We start from the raw sequence: 18840 nt of genomic DNA, 5'->3' as shown, positions 1-18840 counted from the left end.
TTTCAAGGAGTGCGCCATGTCGCTTGCAGTGATTCAAATGGTCAGTCAGAGCGACGTGCTGGCCAATCTGGCCCAGGCCCGGCGTCTGCTGGAGCAGGCCGCAGAGCGCGGCGCGCAGCTGGCCGTACTGCCGGAAAATTTCGCGGCGATGGGCCGGCGCGATGTCGTCGATATCGGTCGCGCCGAGGCCATGGGGCAGGGGCCGATCCTGCCATGGTTGAAACAGACTGCTCGTGACCTCAACTTATGGATAGTGGCAGGCACTTTACCGCTGCCGCCCGAGGGGCAACCAAACGCTAAGGTCAACGCCTGTTCATTGTTGATCAATGCCGATGGCGAGCAGGCAGCGCGATACGACAAACTGCACCTGTTTGATGTGGACGTGTCTGACAGTCGTGGTCGTTACCGTGAATCCGATGACTATGCGCCGGGCACCCGGGTAGTAGTAGCCGATACCCCGGTAGGCAAACTGGGCCTTAGCGTCTGCTACGACCTGCGTTTTCCGGAGCTGTATAGCGAGTTAAGGGCAGCTGGCGCTGAATTGATTAGCGCGCCTTCGGCTTTTACCGCGGTTACCGGCGAGGCGCACTGGGATGTACTGATTCGTGCGCGGGCTATAGAAACTCAATGCTACCTGTTGGCCGCAGCCCAGGGTGGGGAACATCCCGGGCCGCGTGAAACCTGGGGGCATGCCGCAATAATCGACCCTTGGGGGCGGGTGCTGGCAGAGCAGGCCAAAGGCGAAGGGGTGTTGCTGGCCGAGCGTGACAGCGTAGAACAAGCGGCCATCAGGGCCCGCATGCCGGTGGTGAACCATCGGCGTTTTTTTTCGCAGGGCGCACAGAAGCAAGTTTAGAGCCGTTTCGGTTAGATGCATTTTTTGTGGGAGCTGACTTGCCAGCGATAGCAGCACGGCAGTGCGCCAGACAGATCCAGTTGTCTGCATCGCCAGCAAGCTGGCTCCCGCAGTAATTTTCAGGCCCGTGGGTTCAGCGCTCAAAGATGCTGAAGCAGGGGCCAAGACGGAGTGAATATGAGCGACTTGTTGACCTCAGTCAGCGAACATCTGTTGGCACCGGGCGGTGTCACCATTGAAAGCCTGCAAAGCGTTTTGGGTGATCTGGCCGGGCCAGGCATTGATGCGGCAGATTTGTATTTCCAGGGCCAGATATCCGAGTCCTGGGCCCTGGAAGACGGCATTGTCAAAGAAGGCAGCTTCAACCTTGACCAGGGTGTAGGCGTACGTGCGCAATCCGGCGAAAAAACCGGATTTGCCTACAGCAACGCCATCACCCTGGATGCACTGGGTCTGGCTGCACGTGCTGCGCGATCGATCTCGCGTGCCGGGCAAAACGGCACCGTTCAAGCCTTCACCACGCAAGATGTCGCTCAGCTGTATGCGCCGGATAACCCGCTTGAGGTCATCAGCCGCGCAGAAAAAGTCGAGCTGCTCAAGCGTGTCGATGCTGCCACCCGGGCGCTCGACCCTCGTATTCAACAGGTCACCGTGAGTATGGCCGGGGTCTGGGAACGCATTCTGGTGGCATCCACCGACGGCGGCCTGGCTGCGGATGTACGGCCTTTGGTGCGCTTCAACGTGAGTGTGATCGTCGAGCAAAATGGCCGTCGCGAGCGCGGCGGCCATGGCGGCGGGGGGCGTACCGATTACCGCTACTTCCTTACTGAAGACCGTGCCATGGGGTATGCCCGTGAGGCGCTGCGTCAGGCACTGGTCAACCTTGAGGCCGTGCCGGCTCCGGCGGGCACCATGCCGGTGGTACTGGGTTCCGGCTGGTCCGGCGTACTGCTGCACGAAGCCGTTGGCCATGGTCTGGAAGGCGATTTCAACCGTAAGGGCAGTTCGGCCTACAGCGGGCGCATGGGCGAGATGGTCGCCTCCAAGCTGTGCACCATCGTCGATGACGGCACCCTGGCGGGTCGTCGTGGCTCGTTGAGCGTGGATGACGAAGGCACCCCTACCGAGTGCACGACGCTGATCGAAAATGGTGTGCTCAAGGGTTACATGCAGGACAAGCTCAATGCACGACTGATGGGTGTGGCCCGCACTGGCAACGGTCGTCGCGAGTCTTACGCGCATTTGCCGATGCCGCGCATGACCAACACTTACATGCTGGGTGGCGAAAGTGATCCGGCAGAAATCATCGCATCGGTGAAGAAAGGCATTTATTGCGCGAATCTGGGCGGCGGACAGGTGGATATCACCAGCGGCAAGTTCGTGTTCTCCACCAGTGAGGCGTACATGATCGAGGACGGCAAAATCACTTACCCGATCAAAGGCGCGACCCTGATTGGCAACGGGCCGGAAGCGATGAGCAAGGTGTCGATGGTCGGTAACGATCTGGCGCTGGACAGCGGCGTGGGAACCTGTGGCAAGGATGGACAGTCGGTGCCGGTGGGTGTTGGCCAGCCAACCTTGAAGATTGACGCGATCACCGTCGGCGGTACGGGCGGGTGATAAAGACTGGGTGGGCTGCAATGCAACCCACCCATTGGTCGGGGATCAACGCAGACCGCGTTGAACCTCGTCCAGGTCACGAATGTACTTGAACAATTTGCGGCTTGCGGCCGGCGCCTTGTTATGGGCAAGTTCGTGTTGAGCCTGACGTACGAGCGAACGCAATTGCTGGCGGTCGGTCTCGGGGAAATCGGCAACGAACTTTTCAAGTACGTCGTCGGAGCCCGCGATCAAGCGGTCACGCCAGCGTTCGAGTCCGTGGAAACGTTCGTTGTATTGGCGAGAAGAGGCATCTACTTGATCAATCAATGCAAGGATTTCGTCGATCGGTTGATCGCGCATCAGCTTGCCGATGAACATCATATGGCGCTTGCGCGCAATATTGGCCGTGTGTTTTGGAGCATCTGCCAGAGCCTTGCGCAAGGCGTCGGTCAAAGGCAGTTTTTTCAGCAAATCAGGCTTGAGTGTCGTGAGACGCTCGCCCAGATCAACCAGAGCATGCAGCTCTTTTTTGACCTGTGTTTTGCTTTTTTCGCCGTCGAAGGCGTCGTCGTAAGAATCAACCATGGTGGCAGTCCGCAAAGAAACGCCGCCATGATAACCAGTCGGGGGCCGCTTGTCCGGCCCGGTCGCTCGGCGGCCCTGCCGAAAACAGAATTTGAGTGGAGAAAACCATGAGTGCAGTACAAAGCGTCGGCCCGCAGGCCTTGCCGGCACTGCAAGAGCAGGTCGAGCAAATCATCGCTGAAGCAAAGCGCCAGGGTGCCAGTGCCTGTGAAGTTGCAGTGTCGCTGGAGCAGGGCCTGTCGACCTCTGTACGCCAGCGTGAAGTTGAAACCGTTGAGTTCAATCGTGACCAGGGTTTTGGTATCACGCTCTACGTGGGGCAGCGCAAGGGTTCGGCCAGCACCTCGGCTACCGGCCCTGATGCTATCCGCGAAACGGTTGCTGCAGCCCTGGCCATCGCCAAGCACACATCAGAAGATGAAAGTTCGGGCCTGGCAGACGCCAGCCTGATGGCGCGTGACCTGAAAGACTTTGATGTTTTTCATACCTGGGACATCACCCCCGAACAAGCCATCGAGAAGGCGCTGGCTTGTGAAGCTGCGGCATTCGATGCCGACAGCCGGATCAAAAATGCCGATGGCACGACCCTCAGCACCCACCAGGGCTGCCGTGTGTACGGCAACAGCAACGGGTTTACCGGTGGTTCGGCTTCGACCCGGCACAGCCTGAGCTGCGTGATGATTGCTGAAGGCGACGGCCAGATGCAGCGCGACTACTGGTATGACGTTAACTGCCAGGGCGAGCTGTTGATGGATGCGGCAACCATCGGTCAGCGCGCTGCAGAACGCGCGGCCCGTCGTTTGGGCTCGCGCCCGGTGCCTACCTGCGAAGTGCCGGTGCTGTTCTCGGCCGAACTGGCCGGTGGTTTGTTCGGCAGCTTCCTGGGGGCGATCTCGGGGGGCAACCTGTACCGCAAGTCGTCCTTCTTGCTGGATGCCATGGGCCAGCAGATTTTCCCTGAATGGTTGACCCTGGATGAGCGTCCGCACTTGATGCGTGCCATGGGCAGCTCGTCGTTTGATAACGATGGCCTGGCTACCTACGCCAAACCGTTCATCAAAGACGGCGAGCTGGTGTCCTACATCCTCAGCACCTATTCCGGACGCAAGCTGGGCCTGCCAAGCACCGCCAACGCGGGCGGCGTGCACAACCTGTTCGTGACCCATGGTGATGAAGACCAGGCCGCGCTGATCCGGCGCATGGGGCGCGGCCTGTTCGTCACCGAGCTGATGGGCAGCGGGCTGAACATGGTTACGGGCGATTATTCCCGTGGCGCCGCAGGTTTCTGGGTCGAAAACGGCGAGATCCAGTTCCCGGTTCAGGAAGTGACCATTGCCGGCAACATGCGCGACATGTTCAAGCAGATCGTTGCCGTGGGTAATGACCTGGAGTTGCGCAGCAACATCCGCACCGGTTCAGTACTCATTGAGCGAATGATGGTGGCTGGCAGTTAACGCTGTGTGCTGCTAATCAGGGCGTATCACTTATTCGGTGATACGCCTTTTTTTTACCCGCAGGAACAGGCTTGTGCGGCACATCCTCAAGCAGGCTTGTTTTGATAATCAATATCGCTTAATAATGAGTCTCATTATCGAGTGAGCCCGGGTCATGAGTTCTGCCTTGCATGAAGGGCCTTATCTGGAAAGCTGGCGCTGGATGAGCCGTCAGATCCGTTGCGGGCTGGCGCCTGACGAACCGCGCCTGATTGAGCATTACCTGGCCGAAGGCCGTTATCTGGCCGCCTGCACGTCAACGTCACCCTGGACGATTGCCGTGACCACTTTCCGGCTGCTGCTGGACACGGCAAGCGACACCGCGCTGCCCTGGCAGTGGCGCACCCTGTGCCTGGACCACGCGTGGCGCCCGTTGCGCGATATCGAAACTCAAGCCCTGTGTACCTGCCGCCTCAAGCGCTGGCAAAGCTTTGCCTGGCAATTGGCAACCTGCGAGCTCGAGCCATCAATTTCTTTAACAGAACTGCTGCAAGGATTTCCTGATGAGTAATACGCGTATAGAACGTGACAGCATGGGCCAATTGCACGTACCTGAGGCCGCGCTGTATGGCGCCCAGACCCAGCGTGCGGTGGATAACTTCCCGATCAGTCATCAGCGTATGCCCGCGCAATTCATTCGCGCCCTGATCCTGGCCAAAGCTGCTGCTGCCAGGGCCAACGTTGAACTCGAGCAGATCAGCGAGGCGCAGGGCAACGCCATTGTCGAGGCTGTGCAAATCCTTTTGGCCGCAGACTTCATGGAACACTTCCCGGTGGATATTTTCCAGACCGGTTCGGGCACCAGTTCCAACATGAATGCCAACGAAGTGATTGCCACGCTGGCCACCCGGGTATTGGGAGAGGCGGTTAATCCGAATGATCATGTCAACTGCGGGCAAAGCAGCAACGACATCATTCCCACCACCATCCATGTCAGCGCGGCGCTGGGCCTGCATGAGCAACTGCTGCCCGCGCTGACCCATCTGGTGCAGGTGATTGAGCATAAGGCTGAACAGGTTCACGTCTATGTCAAAACCGGCCGAACGCACTTGATGGACGCCATGCCCGTGCGCATGAGCCAGGTCCTCAATGGCTGGGCACAACAGCTCAAGGCCAATATCGGGCACTTGCACAACCTGCAGCCTGCGCTGCAATCGCTGGCCCAGGGCGGCACTGCCGTGGGTACCGGGATCAACGCCCATCCGCAGTTCGCAGGTTTGTTCAGTCAGCAGCTCAGTGCATTGACCAATGTACCGTTCACGCCAGGCCAAGACCTGTTTGCCTTGATCGGTTCCCAGGACACCGCTGTTTGCGTCTCGGGCCAGCTCAAGGCCACGGCCGTATCGCTGATGAAGATCGCCAATGACCTGCGCTGGATGAACTCCGGCCCGCTGGCCGGCTTGGGTGAAATCGAGCTTGAGGCCTTGCAGCCGGGGTCTTCGATCATGCCGGGCAAGGTCAATCCGGTGATTCCTGAAGCCACGGCCATGGTCGCAGCACAGGTGATTGGCAACGACGCGGTGATCACCATCGCCGGTCAATCCGGCAACTTCGAACTGAATGTGATGCTGCCGGTGATTGCCCAGAACCTGCTGAGCAGCATCGAATTGCTGGCCAATTCCAGTCGTTTACTGGCTGACAAGGCGATCGCCAGCTTCAAAGTTAACGACGCCAAGCTTAAGGAAGCGCTGTCGCGCAATCCGATCCTGGTGACGGCCCTGAATCCGATCATTGGTTATCAAAAGGCCGCTGAAATTGCCAAGGCCGCCTATCAACAGGGGCGGCCGGTGATTGACGTTGCCCTTGAATACACAGACCTGTCGCGCAGTCAGCTTGAGGTCTTGCTAGACCCCGAGAAACTGACTGCCGGCGGCGTTTAACCCTGGACACTGCTTTGGAGGTTCACATGGAGCACTGGAGACGCACGATCGAAAGAGCCAATCGCTGTTTCGCTGTGGGCGAGCTGGTCGATGCTCGAGAGCACTACTTGCAGGCTCTCGCGCTGGCCCAGGTACTGTTCGAGCGCTGGAGTGATGCCGACGAAGCAGTGGCAGCCTGCGTTATTTCACACCACAACCTGGCGGATCTGCATTTACGCCTTAACCAGCCAGAGGAGAGCGTCGAGTACCTCTGTGCGATTCACCAGCGCTTGCTGCAAACCATGCAGAACCCTCGTCTGACCTCTGCGTTGCGCGAAGCCGCGCTGCGCCAGAGCAGCAAAACCTATGTCGAGCTTTTGAACTTCATCAGTGATCACGGCGAATACCCGCGGTCCAGTCTGTTGCTCAAAAGTAACGTGGCTCAGACCGGTCACGAGTTCTCAACCGTCAGCGGCCATCATTCAGGAGCACATTGATATGACTTTTACCTTGCCTGCGTTGCCTTATGCCTACGATGCACTTGAGCCGCATATTGATGCGCAAACCATGGAAATTCACTACACCAAGCATCACCAGACCTACATCAATAATCTCAACGCCGCCGTTGACGGGACTGAGTGGGCGCAATGGCCAGTAGAAAAACTGGTCGCCGGTGTTCAGCAACTTCCCGAAAAACTGCGGGCTGCGGTCATCAATCAAGGCGGCGGGCATGCCAACCACTCGCTGTTTTGGGAAGTCATGAGCCCTCAGGGCGGCGGGCGCCCGGACGGCGTATTGGCCAAGGCAATTGATGAGCAGCTGGGTGGGCTTGAGGTGTTCAAGGATAACTTTACCAAGGCCGCCCTGACCCGTTTCGGCAGCGGCTGGGCATGGTTGAGCGTGACCCCGCAAAAAACGCTGGTGGTCGAGAGCAGTGGTAATCAGGACAGCCCGTTGATGAATGGCAACACGCCGATTCTGGGGCTGGACGTGTGGGAGCACGCTTACTATCTGCGCTATCAAAACCGTCGCCCGGAATACATTAATGCGTTTTACAACGTGATCAACTGGCCGGAAGTGGCGCGCCGTTATCAGGCAGCGGTTGCCTGATAACGCTGAAAAGGATTCAGGTCGATTATGGGCACGCAACTATTAGCGGTCGGTGGTGTGCGGATGTTCCGTTATGCCCTCGGCACGCTCTTGCTGTTGGCGGGCACGGCCTTGCTGGTGGCCAAAGGACTGGTCTGGCTGGACCTTGAGCCAAGAATGTTACGGGCACTTCAAGGCGGATCACTCTGTGCGTTGGGCACAGCTCTGGGCGCGGTGCCGGTACTGGTGATCCGCAAAATGCCGGTGGCGGTGAGTGATACCTTGTTGGGCTTTGGCGCCGGCGTGATGCTGGCGGCCACAGCGTTCTCGTTGATTGTGCCCGGCATTGCGGCGGCTCAAGGCCTGGGGTTGTCATCCTGGGGGGCAAGTGGGCTGGTCAGTGCGGGTATCATGCTGGGTGCGTTCAGCCTGTTTCTGGTTGACCGTAAAGTCTGCGCAGCCGGACCTGAAATGCTTCTCAATCGCCCGGGGGAGCCGGCGATTGCTCCGCGTATCTGGTTGTTTATCATTGCGATTGTGGCGCACAACATCCCTGAGGGGATGGCGGTCGGGGTGTCGGCGGGTGGTGGTATGCCGGATGCCGACAGCCTGGCGATGGGCATCGCCCTGCAGGATGTTCCGGAAGGGCTGGTGATCGCATTAGTGTTGGCGGGTGCCGGGATGTCGCGGGTCAAGGCGTTCCTGATTGGTGCAGCCTCAGGGCTGGTCGAGCCTGTATTTGCGGTGCTCTGCGCCTGGCTGGTTAATTTGGCCGAGGTGTTGTTGCCATTGGGGCTGGCACTGGCAGCAGGGGCAATGCTGTTGGTGGTGACACAAGAAGTGATTCCCGAGTCGCGGCGCAACGGTCACGAGAAGCTGGCAAGCCTGGGATTGTGCGTCGGGTTTTGCTTGATGATGGTGATGGATACGGCCTTGGGGTAGGGCGCTGAAAACGGCAGTGGGAGGTCGGTCAACATTCCCGCTATGGTTACTCGCCCTCATCAAAGTAGTTGTTGATGAGTTTGACCAGCGCATCCAGTGCTTCCTGTTCTTGCTCGCCTTCAGTCTTGAGATGGATTTTTGTGCCCTTGCCGGCGGCAAGCATCATCATGGCCATGATGCTTTTGCCGTCTACCATTGACTCCGGGGTGCGTCCTGCTCTGATCTGGCATGGAAACTGTCCTGCAATGCCGACGAACTTGGCGGATGCCCGAGCGTGCAGGCCCAGCTTGTTGATGATTTCAATTTCCAGTGCAGGCATTGCGGGGTTGATCCTTTCAAGTAAGGTCGCGGTGGCGAACCTGGACATTCTTCAGAGTTTGTTGCAGGCATTGACCGAGCCGTTCGGTGAGGTAAACAGAGCGGTGATGACCACCCGTGCAGCCGATGCCGATGGTGACATATGCGCGGTTGCTGGCGGCGAAGCGGGGTAGCCACTTAAGCAGGTAGCTGGAGATGTCCTGGAACATCTCTTCGACATCAGGTTGTGCTGCCAGATAATCCGCGACGGGTTGATCCAGCCCTGACAACTCGCGCAGTTCAGGCTTCCAGTACGGGTTGGGCAAGCAGCGCACATCAAAAACCAGATCGGCATCGACCGGCATGCCGCGCTTGAAGCCAAACGACTCGACCAAAAAGGCGGTGCCGGGTTCAGGCTTGTTCAGCAGGCGCAGTTTGATGGTATCGCGCAGCTGATACAGGTTCAGGTTAGTGGTGTTGATGGTCAGGTCTGCAAGGTCGGCAATCGGTCCGAGCAATTGGGTCTCGTCTCGAATGGCCTCGGCCAGCGAACGGCTTGCGCTGCTGAGCGGATGACGCCGTCGTGTTTCCGAGAAGCGCTTGAGCAAGGTCTCTTCGTCGGCGTCGAGGAACAACACATCACACTGGATATGCCGGTTGCGTACTTCTTCAAGCAACTGCGGAAAGCGTGACAAGTGGCTTGGCAGGTTTCGCGCATCAATCGATACCGCCACCAGCGGTTGTGCCAGTTCAGTATGAATCAGTGCACGTTCCGCCAACTCCGGCAGCAAGCCGGCTGGCAAGTTGTCGATACAATAGAAACCGTTATCTTCGAGGACGGCGAGGGCGGTACTTTTTCCGGAGCCGGAGCGTCCGCTGACAATGACTAAGCGCATGATAGTTAACCGTTCTGTACGTCCAGAACAACCTGATACAGCGCTTCGTTACTGGGTGCATTGCGTAATCTCTCACGCACTTCTTTGCGATCGAGCATGCTGGCGATCTGCCGGAGCAGTTCCAGGTGTGCATCGGTTGCCGCTTCTGGCACCAGTAAAACGAACAGCAGGTCGACCGGCGCGCCATCGATGGCGTCGAAATCTATGGGAGCTTCAAGATGCAGCAAGGCGCTAACAGGCGACTCGCAGCCCTTGAGGCGGCAATGAGGGATGGCGATGCCGTTACCAAAACCCGTAGATCCGAGTTTTTCACGTGCAATAAGGCTCTCGAAGACATCTTGCATTTCCAGACCCGGCACTTCGCGGCTGATCAGGGTGGCAATTTGTTCGAGTGCGCGCTTTTTACTGCCACCCGGCGCGTTCACCAAAGAACGGCCGGGGGTCAGGATATTTTCAAGTCGAATCATGGGTAGGGGGTATTAACGACCCGTTGCGCCCTGGAGCAGGCTTAGGGTCTTTTCCTTATGCTTTTTCAGTTGGCGATCAAGCTTCTCGTAAAGGCTGTCGATGGCCGCGTACATGTCTTCATTTACGGCATTACCGACAACTTCGCCACCGTGAATATTGAGTGTGGCCTCGATTTTCTGTTGAAGTTTTTCAACAGAGAGAATCACCTGCACATTGGTGATTTTGTCGAAGTGACGTTCCAGTCGTGCGAATTTTTCATTGATCGAGTCGCGGAGCGCTTGGGTGACTTCCAGATGTTGTCCACTGATGTTGACTTGCATGCAGTTTCTCCTTCTGTTGCCATTGCATAAAGTGGCAGGCCGAGCTACCTGCCACTGAAACGCTGTGACCCGTGGCTTACATCAAACGCTTGCGTTCGCTCGAAGGCGCTATCCCGAGGGATTCGCGGTACTTGGCGACGGTGCGACGGGCCACCTGAATACCTTGTGCCTCCAGTAAACCAGCGATCTTGCTGTCACTCAACGGCTTTTTCTGATTTTCAGCCGCTACCAGTTTTTTGATGATGGCACGTATTGCAGTGGACGAGCATTCACCGCCTTCCGAGGTGCTGACATGGCTGGAGAAAAAGTACTTCAATTCATAAATACCGCGTGGGGTATGCATGAATTTCTGTGTCGTAACGCGGGAGATGGTGGACTCGTGCATGCCGACCGCTTCTGCAATGTCATGCAGCACCAGTGGCTTCATTGCTTCGTCGCCATACTCCAGAAAACCGCGTTGATGCTCGACGATCTGGGTCGCCACTTTCATCAGGGTTTCGTTGCGGCTTTGCAGGCTTTTGATGAACCAGCGCGCTTCCTGCAGCTGATTGCGCATGAAGGTGTTGTCGGCGCTGGTGTCGGCACGCCGTACGAAGCCTGCGTACTGCGGGTTGACCCGCAGGCGCGGCACTGATTCCTGGTTGAGCTCCACCAGCCAGCGCTCGTTGTCTTTGCGAACGATCACATCGGGTACGACGTATTCGGCTTCGCCGGATTCGATCTGCGATCCAGGGCGGGGATTAAGGCTTTGTACCCGTTCGATGACCTGGCGCAGTTCGTCTTCTTTGAGCTTCATGCGGCGCATGAGCTGGCTGTAGTCGCGGGCACCCAGCAGGTCGATGTAATCACTCACCAAGCGTTTGGCTTCGTTCAGCCAAGGGGTGTTTGCAGGCAGCTGACGTAATTGCAACAGCAGGCACTCGCTCAGGTTGCGTGCACCAATGCCGGCCGGTTCGAACTGCTGAATACGGTGCAGAACGGCTTCGATCTCATCAAGTTCAATATCCAGCTCTGGATCGAATGCTTCAAGGATCTCTTCCAGGCTTTCGTCGAGATAGCCCTGATTGTTGATGCAGTCGATGAGGGTCACGCCGATCAGTCGGTCGGTGTCAGACATCGGGGCCAGGTTCAGTTGCCACAACAGGTGGCTTTGCAGGCTCTCGCCGGCAGAGGTGCGCGTGGTGAAGTCCCACTCGTCATCATCGTTGCTGGGCAGGCTGCTGGCGCTGGTTTGATAAACGTCTTCCCAGGCAGTGTCGACGGGAAGCTCATTGGGAATGCGTTCGTTCCAGTCGCCTTCCTCCAGGTTATCCACAGTCGGTGCGGATTCCTGGTAGGAAGGTTCCTGAATGTCGCTGTTGGGTTTTTGCTCGATATTGTCGGCCAGGGGATCTGAATTATCGAAGTCGTCGCCGTCTTCCTGGCGTTCGAGCATCGGATTGGATTCCAGGGCCTCCTGGATTTCCTGTTGCAGGTCCAGGGTCGACAATTGGAGCAGGCGGATGGCCTGTTGCAGCTGCGGTGTCATCGTCAGCTGCTGGCCCATTCTCAGGACTAGCGATGGTTTCATGGCTGGGGCTTAAGACCTTATTCGCCGGCGCGCATGGCGCCATCCACTACCAAGGCGCGTGAGCGCCAAACATAAGCAAATTATATGCCTGAAACCGGTGCGTTTGCCTAGAGCGCCAAGATAATAAAAATCATGCGGACTTTCTGCTGCCTTGGCGCCCCGGAGTTCGCGATGTAGCAGGCTTTACAGGCGGAACTCGTGGCCCAGGTAAACTTCTCTTACCAACTCGTTGGCCAGAATCGTTTCAGCATCACCTTCAGCGATCAGTTGTCCGTCATTGACGATATAGGCGGTTTCGCAGATATCGAGGGTTTCACGGACGTTGTGATCGGTGATCAGTACGCCAATGCCCTTGGCCTTGAGGTGATGAATGATTTGCTTGATGTCGCCCACGGATATCGGGTCAACGCCTGCAAAAGGTTCGTCAAGGAGGATGAACTTGGGGGCGGTTGCCAGTGCCCGGGCAATTTCGACCCGGCGACGTTCACCGCCGGACAGGCTCATGCCCAGGTTGTCGCGGATGTGGCTGATGTGGAATTCCTGAAGCAGGCTTTCCAGCTCTTTGCGGCGACCGGCCTTGTCGAGCTCCTTGCGGGTCTCCAGGATCGCCATGATGTTATCGGCGACCGACAGCTTGCGGAAGATGGAGGCTTCTTGCGGCAAGTAGCCAATGCCGGCGCGCGCGCGGCCGTGCATGGGCTGATGGCTGACATCCAGGTCGTCGATCAGTACGCGTCCCTGGTCAGCCTGAACCAGGCCGACAATCATGTAGAAGCATGTGGTTTTGCCGGCACCGTTAGGGCCGAGCAAACCTACGATTTGCCCGCTGTCGATTGACAGGCTGACATCACGCACCACTTGGCGACTCTTGTAGCTTTTGGCCAAATGCTGGGCTTTCAGAGTTGCCATTACTGGGCCTTCTGCTGGTCGGTTTTCTTCTTCGGCTGGATCACCATGTCGATACGTGGGCGCGGTGCAGTTACGTTGGTACCGTTCGCACGCCCGGCATTTGCGACCTGTTTCACCGTGTCATAGACGATTTTCTCGCCTTCGGTGGTGTTGCCGTCGTTGATCACTTTGGCTTTGTCGATCAGCACAATGCGGTTTTGTGGCGCATGGTATTGAATGGTTACGGCATAAGCCTGAACCGGCTTGGGGTCGGTGGCTTTTTGCAACTGCTCGAAATACGCCAGGTTGCCGACCGAGGTCACGATGTCAATTTCACCCGCAGCGTTGCGAGTGATAGTGACCGTGTTGCCGGTGATCTTCATCGAACCCTGGGTGATGATCACATCGCCCTTGTAGGTCGCGACACCTTGTTTGTCATCCAGCTGTGCTTCATTGGCCTGGATGCGGATTGGCTGTTCGTTATCGTTCGGCAGGGCCCAGGCGCTCACGCTTCCCAGTGCTGCGCTCAGGCTGAGCAATAAAGGGAGGGTTTTAACGAGACTCATACTGTCCTCTTACGTTGGACAGCAGGTCCATCCTGCCGTCTTTCAAATATGCTTTCATGCCCTTGCCAGTTGTTACGCCGCCAGCGCCGTCAATTCTAACGTCTTGCTCGGTCTGCGCATATTGCTTCTGGGGGAATACAGTCATGCGGGAACTGGTAATAATCGTAGTGCGATTTTTTTCATCTGTACGGGCCACGCGTACCGAGTCGATCAACTCGACTTCGGTGCCGTCCGGGTTAACTTCTCCGCGCTCACTCTGTACGTGCCACGGGAAAGCTGTGCCGCGGTACATTTGCAGGTCGGGCTTGGTCATCAGGGTGACCTCGGATGCCTGCAGATGCTCAATCTTGTCGGATGTCATTTCATACTGCAGTTTGCCGTCCGGCAAGAATTGCAGGCTGCGCGCGTTAAGGGCGTAATAATCGATAGCGGTTTCATCGACGGCCGCTTTAGGGGTATCGAGAAAACGTTCGGGGCTGATATTCCAGTAGCCAACTGATGCGAACAGCGCAGCAATGACCGTGAATAACAGGATGTTCCGGATCTTTTTGCTCAGCATGGAAAACTCTATAGGTAGGCTGCGTGGGCTGCGTCTAAGCGGCCTTGAGCGCGCAAAATCAATTCGCAGAATTCGCGTGCGGCACCTTCACCGCCACGTGCCTGAGTGACGCCATGGGCGTGCTCGCGAACAAAGCTGGCAGCATTGGCTACTGCCATGCCCAGGCCAACCCGGCGGATAACTGGCAAATCAGGCAGATCATCGCCTAAATAGGCGACCTGTTCATAGCTTAGGTTGAGTTGGCCAAGAAGTTCGTCCAATACCACCAACTTGTCTTCACGGCCCTGGTACAGGTGCCCGATGCCCAGATTTTGTGCGCGTCGTTCAACCACGGGTGTTTTTCGGCCGCTGATAATTGCGGTCTGAACTCCAGCAGCCATCAGCATCTTGATGCCCTGGCCGTCGAGTGTGTTGAAAGTCTTGAACTCGCTGCCGTCTTCGAGGAAGTACAGGCGACCGTCAGTCAAAACACCATCAACGTCGAAGATTGCCAGTTTGATGTCTTTGCCACGCTTAAGTAGTTCGAGGGTCATTACATCACTCCTGCGCGTAGCAAGTCGTGCATGTTCAAGGCGCCAACCGGGCGGTCTTCCTTGTCGACAACAACCAGCGCGCTGATTTTGTGGTCTTCCATAATTTTCAAGGCTTCGGCGGCAAGCATGTCGGCCCGGGCGGTTTTGCCGTGCGGGGTCATGACAGCATCGATGCTGGCATTGCGGATATCGATTTCGCGATCCAGAGTGCGGCGCAAGTCACCGTCAGTGAAGATGCCGGCCAGGCGACCATCTTCTTCTATAACTACGGTCATGCCGAGGCCTTTGTGAGTCATCTCCATCAATGCCTCCTTGAGCAATGTACCGCGTACAACCTGCGGCAGCTCTTCGCCCGAATGCATGACGTTTTCGACTTTCAATAGCAGGCGACGGCCCAGGGCTCCACCCGGATGCGAAAAGGCAAAGTCTTCAGCGGTAAAGCCGCGCGCCTCGAGCAGTGCTATGGCCAGGGCATCACCCAGCACCAAGGTTGCTGTGGTGGAGGAGGTCGGCGCCAGATTTAGCGGGCAGGCCTCCTGGGCCACGCGGGCGTCGAGGCTGACATCGGCGGCCTTCGCCAGTGGCGACTCGGGGTTGCCGGTCATGCTGATCAACTGGATGCCCAAACGCTTGATCAGCGGCAGCAGGGTGACAATTTCAGCCGTCGATCCCGAGTTGGACAGCGCGAGGATGATGTCGTCGCGGGTAATCATGCCCATGTCGCCATGGCTGGCTTCCGCCGGGTGGACGAAAAAGGCGGTGGTGCCGGTACTGGCCAGGGTTGCAGCAATTTTGTTGCCGATGTGCCCGGACTTGCCCATGCCGACCACGACTACCCGGCCCTTACTGGCCAAAATCATCTCGCAAGCGCGTACAAAATCAGCGTCGATATGAGCCAGTAAACCTTCTACGGCTTCCAGTTCGAGGCGGATGGTGCGTTGGGCAGATTGGATCAGGTCGCTGGATTGGCTCATGTTTGAAGTCGGATAGCCTGAGAAAAGGCAAAGATTATAGCGGTTATGCGCCATTCCCTCACGCTAGATCGTCGTGCTTTGTTGTCACTTGCTACAAACTCCTGCCTGAATCGACTTTATTTCGCTGTCTGGAACCTGATACGGCACTCCTTCGGCCTTGGGCGGTCACTATGAGCAGTGGTATAGTTCGCCGCCAGTTCGGCCCGCTCAGGGAACGCGCTCCTTATATCAAGGAGCAAAGTGTCCGGGTGAGAGGCAGAGGCTGCATCGCAAGGAGTTTAGATGAGCGCCGATAACGCCTACGCGGTCGAGCTGAAGGGAGTGTCCTTCAAGCGCGGTACGCGCAGCATCTTCAATAATGTCGATATTCTGATTCCGCGTGGCAAGGTCACGGGAATCATGGGGCCTTCCGGCTGCGGCAAGACCACCCTTTTACGTTTGATGGGAATGCAACTGCGTCCCAACAGCGGAGAGGTGTGGGTCAACGGTCAGAACCTGCCGACGCTGTCGCGCAGCGATCTGTTCGATGCCCGCAAGCACATGGGGGTGTTGTTTCAGAGCGGGGCGCTGTTCACTGACCTGGACGTGTTCGAGAACGTGGCCTTCCCGCTGCGGGTTCACACCCAGTTGCCGGAAGAAATGATTCGCGACATCGTGCTGCTTAAATTGCAGGCGGTGGGACTGCGCGGAGCCATTGACCTGATGCCCGATGAGTTGTCCGGTGGCATGAAGCGCCGGGTTGCCCTGGCACGGGCGATTGCTTTGGACCCGCAAATCCTGATGTATGACGAACCCTTTGTCGGGCAGGATCCGATCGCGATGGGGGTTTTGGTACGCCTGATTCGCCTGCTCAATGATGCGTTGGGCATCACCAGTATCGTGGTCTCTCACGATCTGGCTGAAACAGCGAGCATTGCTGACTATCTGTATGTAGTCGGTGATGGCCAGGTGCTGGGTCAGGGTACGCCTGAAGAACTGATGAACGCCGATAACCCGCGCATTCGCCAGTTCATGAATGGCGATCCGGATGGCCCGGTTCCGTTCCACTTTCCGGCCTCGGACTACCGAACCGATCTTCTGGGGAAGCGCTGATGCGCAAGCATTCAATTATGGACCGCGTCGGATTGTTCGGCCGGGCCGGGATCGACATTGTCTCGGTACTGGGGCGTTCGGCGATATTCCTGTTTCATTCATTGCTGGGGCGGGGCGGCATTGGTGGCGGTTTCGGATTGTTGCTCAAACAATTGCACTCCGTAGGCGTCATGTCGCTGGTGATTATCGTGGTGTCCGGTGTGTTTATCGGCATGGTCCTGGCGCTGCAAGGCTTCAGTATCCTGTCCAGCTACGGCTCCGAGCAGGCGGTCGGGCAGATGGTTGCCCTGACGCTTCTGCGCGAGCTGGGGCCGGTGGTCACTGCACTGTTGTTTGCCGGGCGGGCGGGGTCTGCCTTGACCGCCGAGATTGGCAACATGAAATCCAGCGAGCAGCTGTCCAGCCTGGAAATGATCGGGGTCGACCCGCTCAAATACATCATTGCGCCACGTTTGTGGGCCGGCTTCATTTCTTTGCCAATACTGGCGATGATTTTCAGTGTGGTCGGGATCTGGGGCGGTTCCTGGGTAGCTGTTGACTGGCTGGGCGTCTATGACGGCTCATACTGGGCCAACATGCAAAACAGCGTAACCTTCAGTGGTGACGTACTTAACGGGATCATCAAAAGCATCGTTTTTGCCTTTGTGGTGACCTGGATTGCCGTGTTCCAAGGTTATGACTGTGAGCCCACTTCAGAGGGGATCAGCCGTGCCACTACCAAGACCGTGGTGTATGCCTCGCTGGCAGTCCTCGGGCTGGACTTTATTTTGACTGCCTTGATGTTTGGAGATTTCTGATGCAAAACCGCACCATGGAAATCGGTGTCGGCCTGTTTTTGCTGGCTGGCATCCTGGCTTTATTGTTGCTTGCCCTGCGAGTCAGTGGACTGTCCCCGACCGCCAGCACCGATACCTATAAGCTCTACGCCTACTTTGACAATATTGCCGGTCTGACTGTGCGTGCCAAAGTCACCATGGCGGGCGTGACCATCGGCAAGGTCACTGCAGTTGATCTGGACCGTGACAACTACACTGCCCGGGTCACCCTGCAACTGGAAAAGCGCGTGGATAACCTGCCGACCGATTCGACAGCGTCTATTCTCACCGCGGGCTTACTGGGCGAGAAATACATCGGTATCAGCGTTGGCGGCGAAGACACCGTACTCAAGGACGGTGGAACCATTCACGACACGCAATCGTCACTGGTCCTTGAAGACCTGATCGGCAAGTTTTTGATGAATACCGTTAGCAAAGAAGCCAAATAAGGAGCTTTTAGATGATTTCTCTCTTGCGCCGTGGCCTGCTGGTAATTCTGGCAGCAGCCCTTCCTATTGTGGCAAATGCTGCTCCGGGGCAATCTGCCCACGACATCGTTTCAGATACGACTACCCGTTTATTGGCAGACCTGTCTGCTAATAAAGATCTGTACAAGACCAATCCGAGCAAGTTCTACGATGCCCTGAATGGCATTGTCGGGCCTGTGGTGGATGTCGACGGTATTTCCAAAAGCATCATGACCGTGAAGTACTCGCGCAACGCCACACCGGCGCAAATGCAGCGATTCCAGGAAAACTTCAAACGCAGCCTGATGCAGTTCTATGGCAATGCCTTGCTCGAGTTCAAGAATAAAGGCATCGAAGTTAAGCCGGCCAAGGATGAAAGTGGCGATCGCACCAGCGTCGACATGATTGTGACGGGCGACAATGGCGCGATTTATCCGCTGTCCTACACCCTTAACAAGGTCAATGGCGAGTGGAAAGTACGTAACGTGATTATCAATGGCATCAACATTGGCAAGCTGTTCCGTGATCAGTTCGCCGACGCCATGCAGCGCAATGGCAACAATCTGGACAAGACCATTGATAACTGGGCCGGCGAAGTTGCCAAGGCCAAGGAAGTGACCGATCAAGCAGCTCCCAAGGCTGCCGGCCAATGAGTGAAGCGGCTGTGACACTGGCCGGCGAAAGCGAGCTGCGCCTGAGCGGCGTGCTCGACTATCAGACCGGTCCTCGCTTGCGCAAGGAAGGCCAGGCCCTGATCAAAAAGGCGCTGGCCAAGGCTTTGGTCGTGGATTGCTCGGCGGTCACTAAATCAAGCAGCGTCGGTTTGTCATTGCTGCTCTGTTACATCCGTGATGCACAAGCCCAGAACAAGCCATTGAGCATTCGGGCAATGCCCGAAGACATGCGCGAAATCGCTCAGGTTTCGGGTTTGACCGAATTGCTGGCAAATCATTAATAGCCATTTATAGA

Annotated in this window: 24 protein-coding genes; 13 read left to right on the top strand and 11 right to left on the bottom strand. The window is 57.1% G+C overall.

Going from position 1 to position 18840, the window contains the following annotated elements:
- The first annotated feature begins 16 nt into the window (after nucleotides 1–16).
- Entirely contained in the window at nucleotides 17–856 is an 840-nt protein-coding gene (locus ACP7BO_RS07925) for a carbon-nitrogen hydrolase family protein (RefSeq protein ID WP_073509550.1), read from the top strand.
- 177 nt (nucleotides 857–1033) lie between these two features.
- Nucleotides 1034–2476 carry a metalloprotease TldD gene (gene tldD, locus ACP7BO_RS07920; protein WP_426209440.1) on the top strand — a complete coding sequence of 481 codons (1443 nt, stop codon included), beginning with the start codon at nucleotides 1034–1036 and terminating at the stop codon, nucleotides 2474–2476.
- Between the two features lie 45 nt (nucleotides 2477–2521).
- On the opposite strand, the gene yjgA is transcribed toward tldD, so the two are convergent.
- Nucleotides 2522–3043, bottom strand: coding sequence for a ribosome biogenesis factor YjgA (yjgA, locus tag ACP7BO_RS07915; RefSeq protein ID WP_003439877.1), 522 nt, complete (start codon nucleotides 3041–3043; stop codon nucleotides 2522–2524).
- A 107-nt stretch (nucleotides 3044–3150) separates the two neighbouring features.
- Here yjgA and pmbA point away from each other — a divergent pair, with 107 nt between their 5' ends.
- The 6 genes from pmbA (at nucleotide 3151) to ACP7BO_RS07885 (ending at nucleotide 8426) form a co-directional block, all read left to right on the top strand.
- Nucleotides 3151–4497 carry a metalloprotease PmbA gene (gene pmbA, locus ACP7BO_RS07910; protein ID WP_426209438.1) on the top strand — a complete coding sequence of 449 codons (1347 nt, stop codon included), beginning with the start codon at nucleotides 3151–3153 and terminating at the stop codon, nucleotides 4495–4497.
- 154 nt (nucleotides 4498–4651) lie between these two features.
- Nucleotides 4652–5047, top strand: a complete 396-nt coding sequence (locus ACP7BO_RS07905; RefSeq protein WP_060695112.1) for a hypothetical protein — start codon at nucleotides 4652–4654, stop codon at nucleotides 5045–5047.
- A complete protein-coding gene (locus ACP7BO_RS07900) occupies nucleotides 5040–6416 on the top strand; it encodes a class II fumarate hydratase (RefSeq protein WP_397454772.1) in 1377 nt (458 codons plus the stop codon). The genes ACP7BO_RS07905 and ACP7BO_RS07900 overlap by 8 nt, the downstream gene beginning before the upstream one ends.
- A 26-nt stretch (nucleotides 6417–6442) precedes the next feature.
- Nucleotides 6443–6892: a hypothetical protein gene (locus tag ACP7BO_RS07895; RefSeq protein ID WP_060695107.1), complete on the top strand. Its 450-nt coding sequence runs from the start codon at nucleotides 6443–6445 to the stop codon at nucleotides 6890–6892.
- A gap of 1 nt (nucleotide 6893) precedes the next feature.
- Nucleotides 6894–7505 (top strand): superoxide dismutase, encoded by a 612-nt coding sequence (locus tag ACP7BO_RS07890; protein WP_397454770.1) that lies wholly within the window; start codon nucleotides 6894–6896, stop codon nucleotides 7503–7505.
- Nucleotides 7506–7532: 27 nt separating this feature from the next.
- Entirely contained in the window at nucleotides 7533–8426 is an 894-nt protein-coding gene (locus ACP7BO_RS07885; protein WP_426209435.1) for a ZIP family metal transporter, read from the top strand.
- Between the two features lie 46 nt (nucleotides 8427–8472).
- Here the strand turns inward: ACP7BO_RS07885 and ACP7BO_RS07880 are convergent, their stop codons facing one another.
- The 10 genes from ACP7BO_RS07880 to ACP7BO_RS07835 form a co-directional block, all read right to left on the bottom strand.
- Complete coding sequence (locus tag ACP7BO_RS07880; protein WP_073509554.1) at nucleotides 8473–8745, bottom strand: HPr family phosphocarrier protein; 273 nt, start codon at nucleotides 8743–8745, stop codon at nucleotides 8473–8475.
- A gap of 16 nt (nucleotides 8746–8761) precedes the next feature.
- Nucleotides 8762–9619: an RNase adapter RapZ gene (gene rapZ, locus ACP7BO_RS07875; protein WP_060695098.1), complete on the bottom strand. Its 858-nt coding sequence runs from the start codon at nucleotides 9617–9619 to the stop codon at nucleotides 8762–8764.
- A gap of 5 nt (nucleotides 9620–9624) precedes the next feature.
- Nucleotides 9625–10086 (bottom strand): PTS IIA-like nitrogen regulatory protein PtsN, encoded by a 462-nt coding sequence (ptsN, locus tag ACP7BO_RS07870; RefSeq protein ID WP_060695096.1) that lies wholly within the window; start codon nucleotides 10084–10086, stop codon nucleotides 9625–9627.
- A gap of 12 nt (nucleotides 10087–10098) precedes the next feature.
- On the bottom strand, nucleotides 10099–10407 hold the full coding sequence (gene hpf, locus ACP7BO_RS07865) for a ribosome hibernation-promoting factor, HPF/YfiA family (protein WP_060695094.1): 309 nt from the start codon (nucleotides 10405–10407) through the stop codon (nucleotides 10099–10101).
- A gap of 76 nt (nucleotides 10408–10483) precedes the next feature.
- Entirely contained in the window at nucleotides 10484–11977 is a 1494-nt protein-coding gene (locus ACP7BO_RS07860; RefSeq protein WP_397454767.1) for an RNA polymerase factor sigma-54, read from the bottom strand.
- A 183-nt stretch (nucleotides 11978–12160) separates the two neighbouring features.
- Complete coding sequence (gene lptB, locus ACP7BO_RS07855; protein ID WP_060695091.1) at nucleotides 12161–12886, bottom strand: LPS export ABC transporter ATP-binding protein; 726 nt, start codon at nucleotides 12884–12886, stop codon at nucleotides 12161–12163.
- Complete coding sequence (gene lptA, locus ACP7BO_RS07850; protein ID WP_060695089.1) at nucleotides 12886–13431, bottom strand: lipopolysaccharide transport periplasmic protein LptA; 546 nt, start codon at nucleotides 13429–13431, stop codon at nucleotides 12886–12888. The genes lptB and lptA overlap by 1 nt, the downstream gene beginning before the upstream one ends.
- The gene (lptC, locus tag ACP7BO_RS07845) at nucleotides 13418–13990 is read right to left on the bottom strand and encodes an LPS export ABC transporter periplasmic protein LptC (RefSeq protein WP_060695088.1); all 573 of its coding nucleotides are present in this window, start codon (nucleotides 13988–13990) and stop codon (nucleotides 13418–13420) included. Before lptC ends, lptA begins: the two co-directional genes overlap by 14 nt.
- Before the next feature lie 8 nt (nucleotides 13991–13998).
- Entirely contained in the window at nucleotides 13999–14523 is a 525-nt protein-coding gene (locus tag ACP7BO_RS07840) for a KdsC family phosphatase (protein WP_060695086.1), read from the bottom strand.
- Nucleotides 14523–15497 (bottom strand): KpsF/GutQ family sugar-phosphate isomerase, encoded by a 975-nt coding sequence (locus tag ACP7BO_RS07835; protein ID WP_060695084.1) that lies wholly within the window; start codon nucleotides 15495–15497, stop codon nucleotides 14523–14525. The genes ACP7BO_RS07840 and ACP7BO_RS07835 overlap by 1 nt, the downstream gene beginning before the upstream one ends.
- 282 nt (nucleotides 15498–15779) lie before the next feature.
- Between ACP7BO_RS07835 and ACP7BO_RS07830 the strand changes: the two genes are divergently transcribed.
- Genes ACP7BO_RS07830 through ACP7BO_RS07810 form a run of 5 tightly spaced genes read left to right on the top strand, consistent with a single transcriptional unit; the run spans nucleotide 15780 to nucleotide 18826 of the window.
- Nucleotides 15780–16589, top strand: coding sequence for an ATP-binding cassette domain-containing protein (locus tag ACP7BO_RS07830; RefSeq protein WP_060695083.1), 810 nt, complete (start codon nucleotides 15780–15782; stop codon nucleotides 16587–16589).
- Nucleotides 16589–17386 carry a lipid asymmetry maintenance ABC transporter permease subunit MlaE gene (gene mlaE / locus ACP7BO_RS07825; protein WP_060695081.1) on the top strand — a complete coding sequence of 266 codons (798 nt, stop codon included), beginning with the start codon at nucleotides 16589–16591 and terminating at the stop codon, nucleotides 17384–17386. The genes ACP7BO_RS07830 and mlaE overlap by 1 nt, the downstream gene beginning before the upstream one ends.
- Nucleotides 17386–17853: an outer membrane lipid asymmetry maintenance protein MlaD gene (mlaD, locus tag ACP7BO_RS07820; RefSeq protein ID WP_060695079.1), complete on the top strand. Its 468-nt coding sequence runs from the start codon at nucleotides 17386–17388 to the stop codon at nucleotides 17851–17853. Before mlaE ends, mlaD begins: the two co-directional genes overlap by 1 nt.
- An 11-nt stretch (nucleotides 17854–17864) precedes the next feature.
- Complete coding sequence (locus ACP7BO_RS07815) at nucleotides 17865–18524, top strand: MlaC/ttg2D family ABC transporter substrate-binding protein (protein WP_060695077.1); 660 nt, start codon at nucleotides 17865–17867, stop codon at nucleotides 18522–18524.
- Nucleotides 18521–18826 carry an STAS domain-containing protein gene (locus tag ACP7BO_RS07810; protein ID WP_073509557.1) on the top strand — a complete coding sequence of 102 codons (306 nt, stop codon included), beginning with the start codon at nucleotides 18521–18523 and terminating at the stop codon, nucleotides 18824–18826. Before ACP7BO_RS07815 ends, ACP7BO_RS07810 begins: the two co-directional genes overlap by 4 nt.
- The last annotated feature ends 14 nt before the right edge of the window (nucleotides 18827–18840 follow it).

This window comes from Pseudomonas sp. TWR2-1-1, from assembly GCF_049897045.1.
GTDB classification, from domain to species: Bacteria; Pseudomonadota; Gammaproteobacteria; order Pseudomonadales; family Pseudomonadaceae; genus Aquipseudomonas; species Aquipseudomonas versuta.
This window is presented reverse-complemented; position numbering and strand designations above follow the sequence as displayed.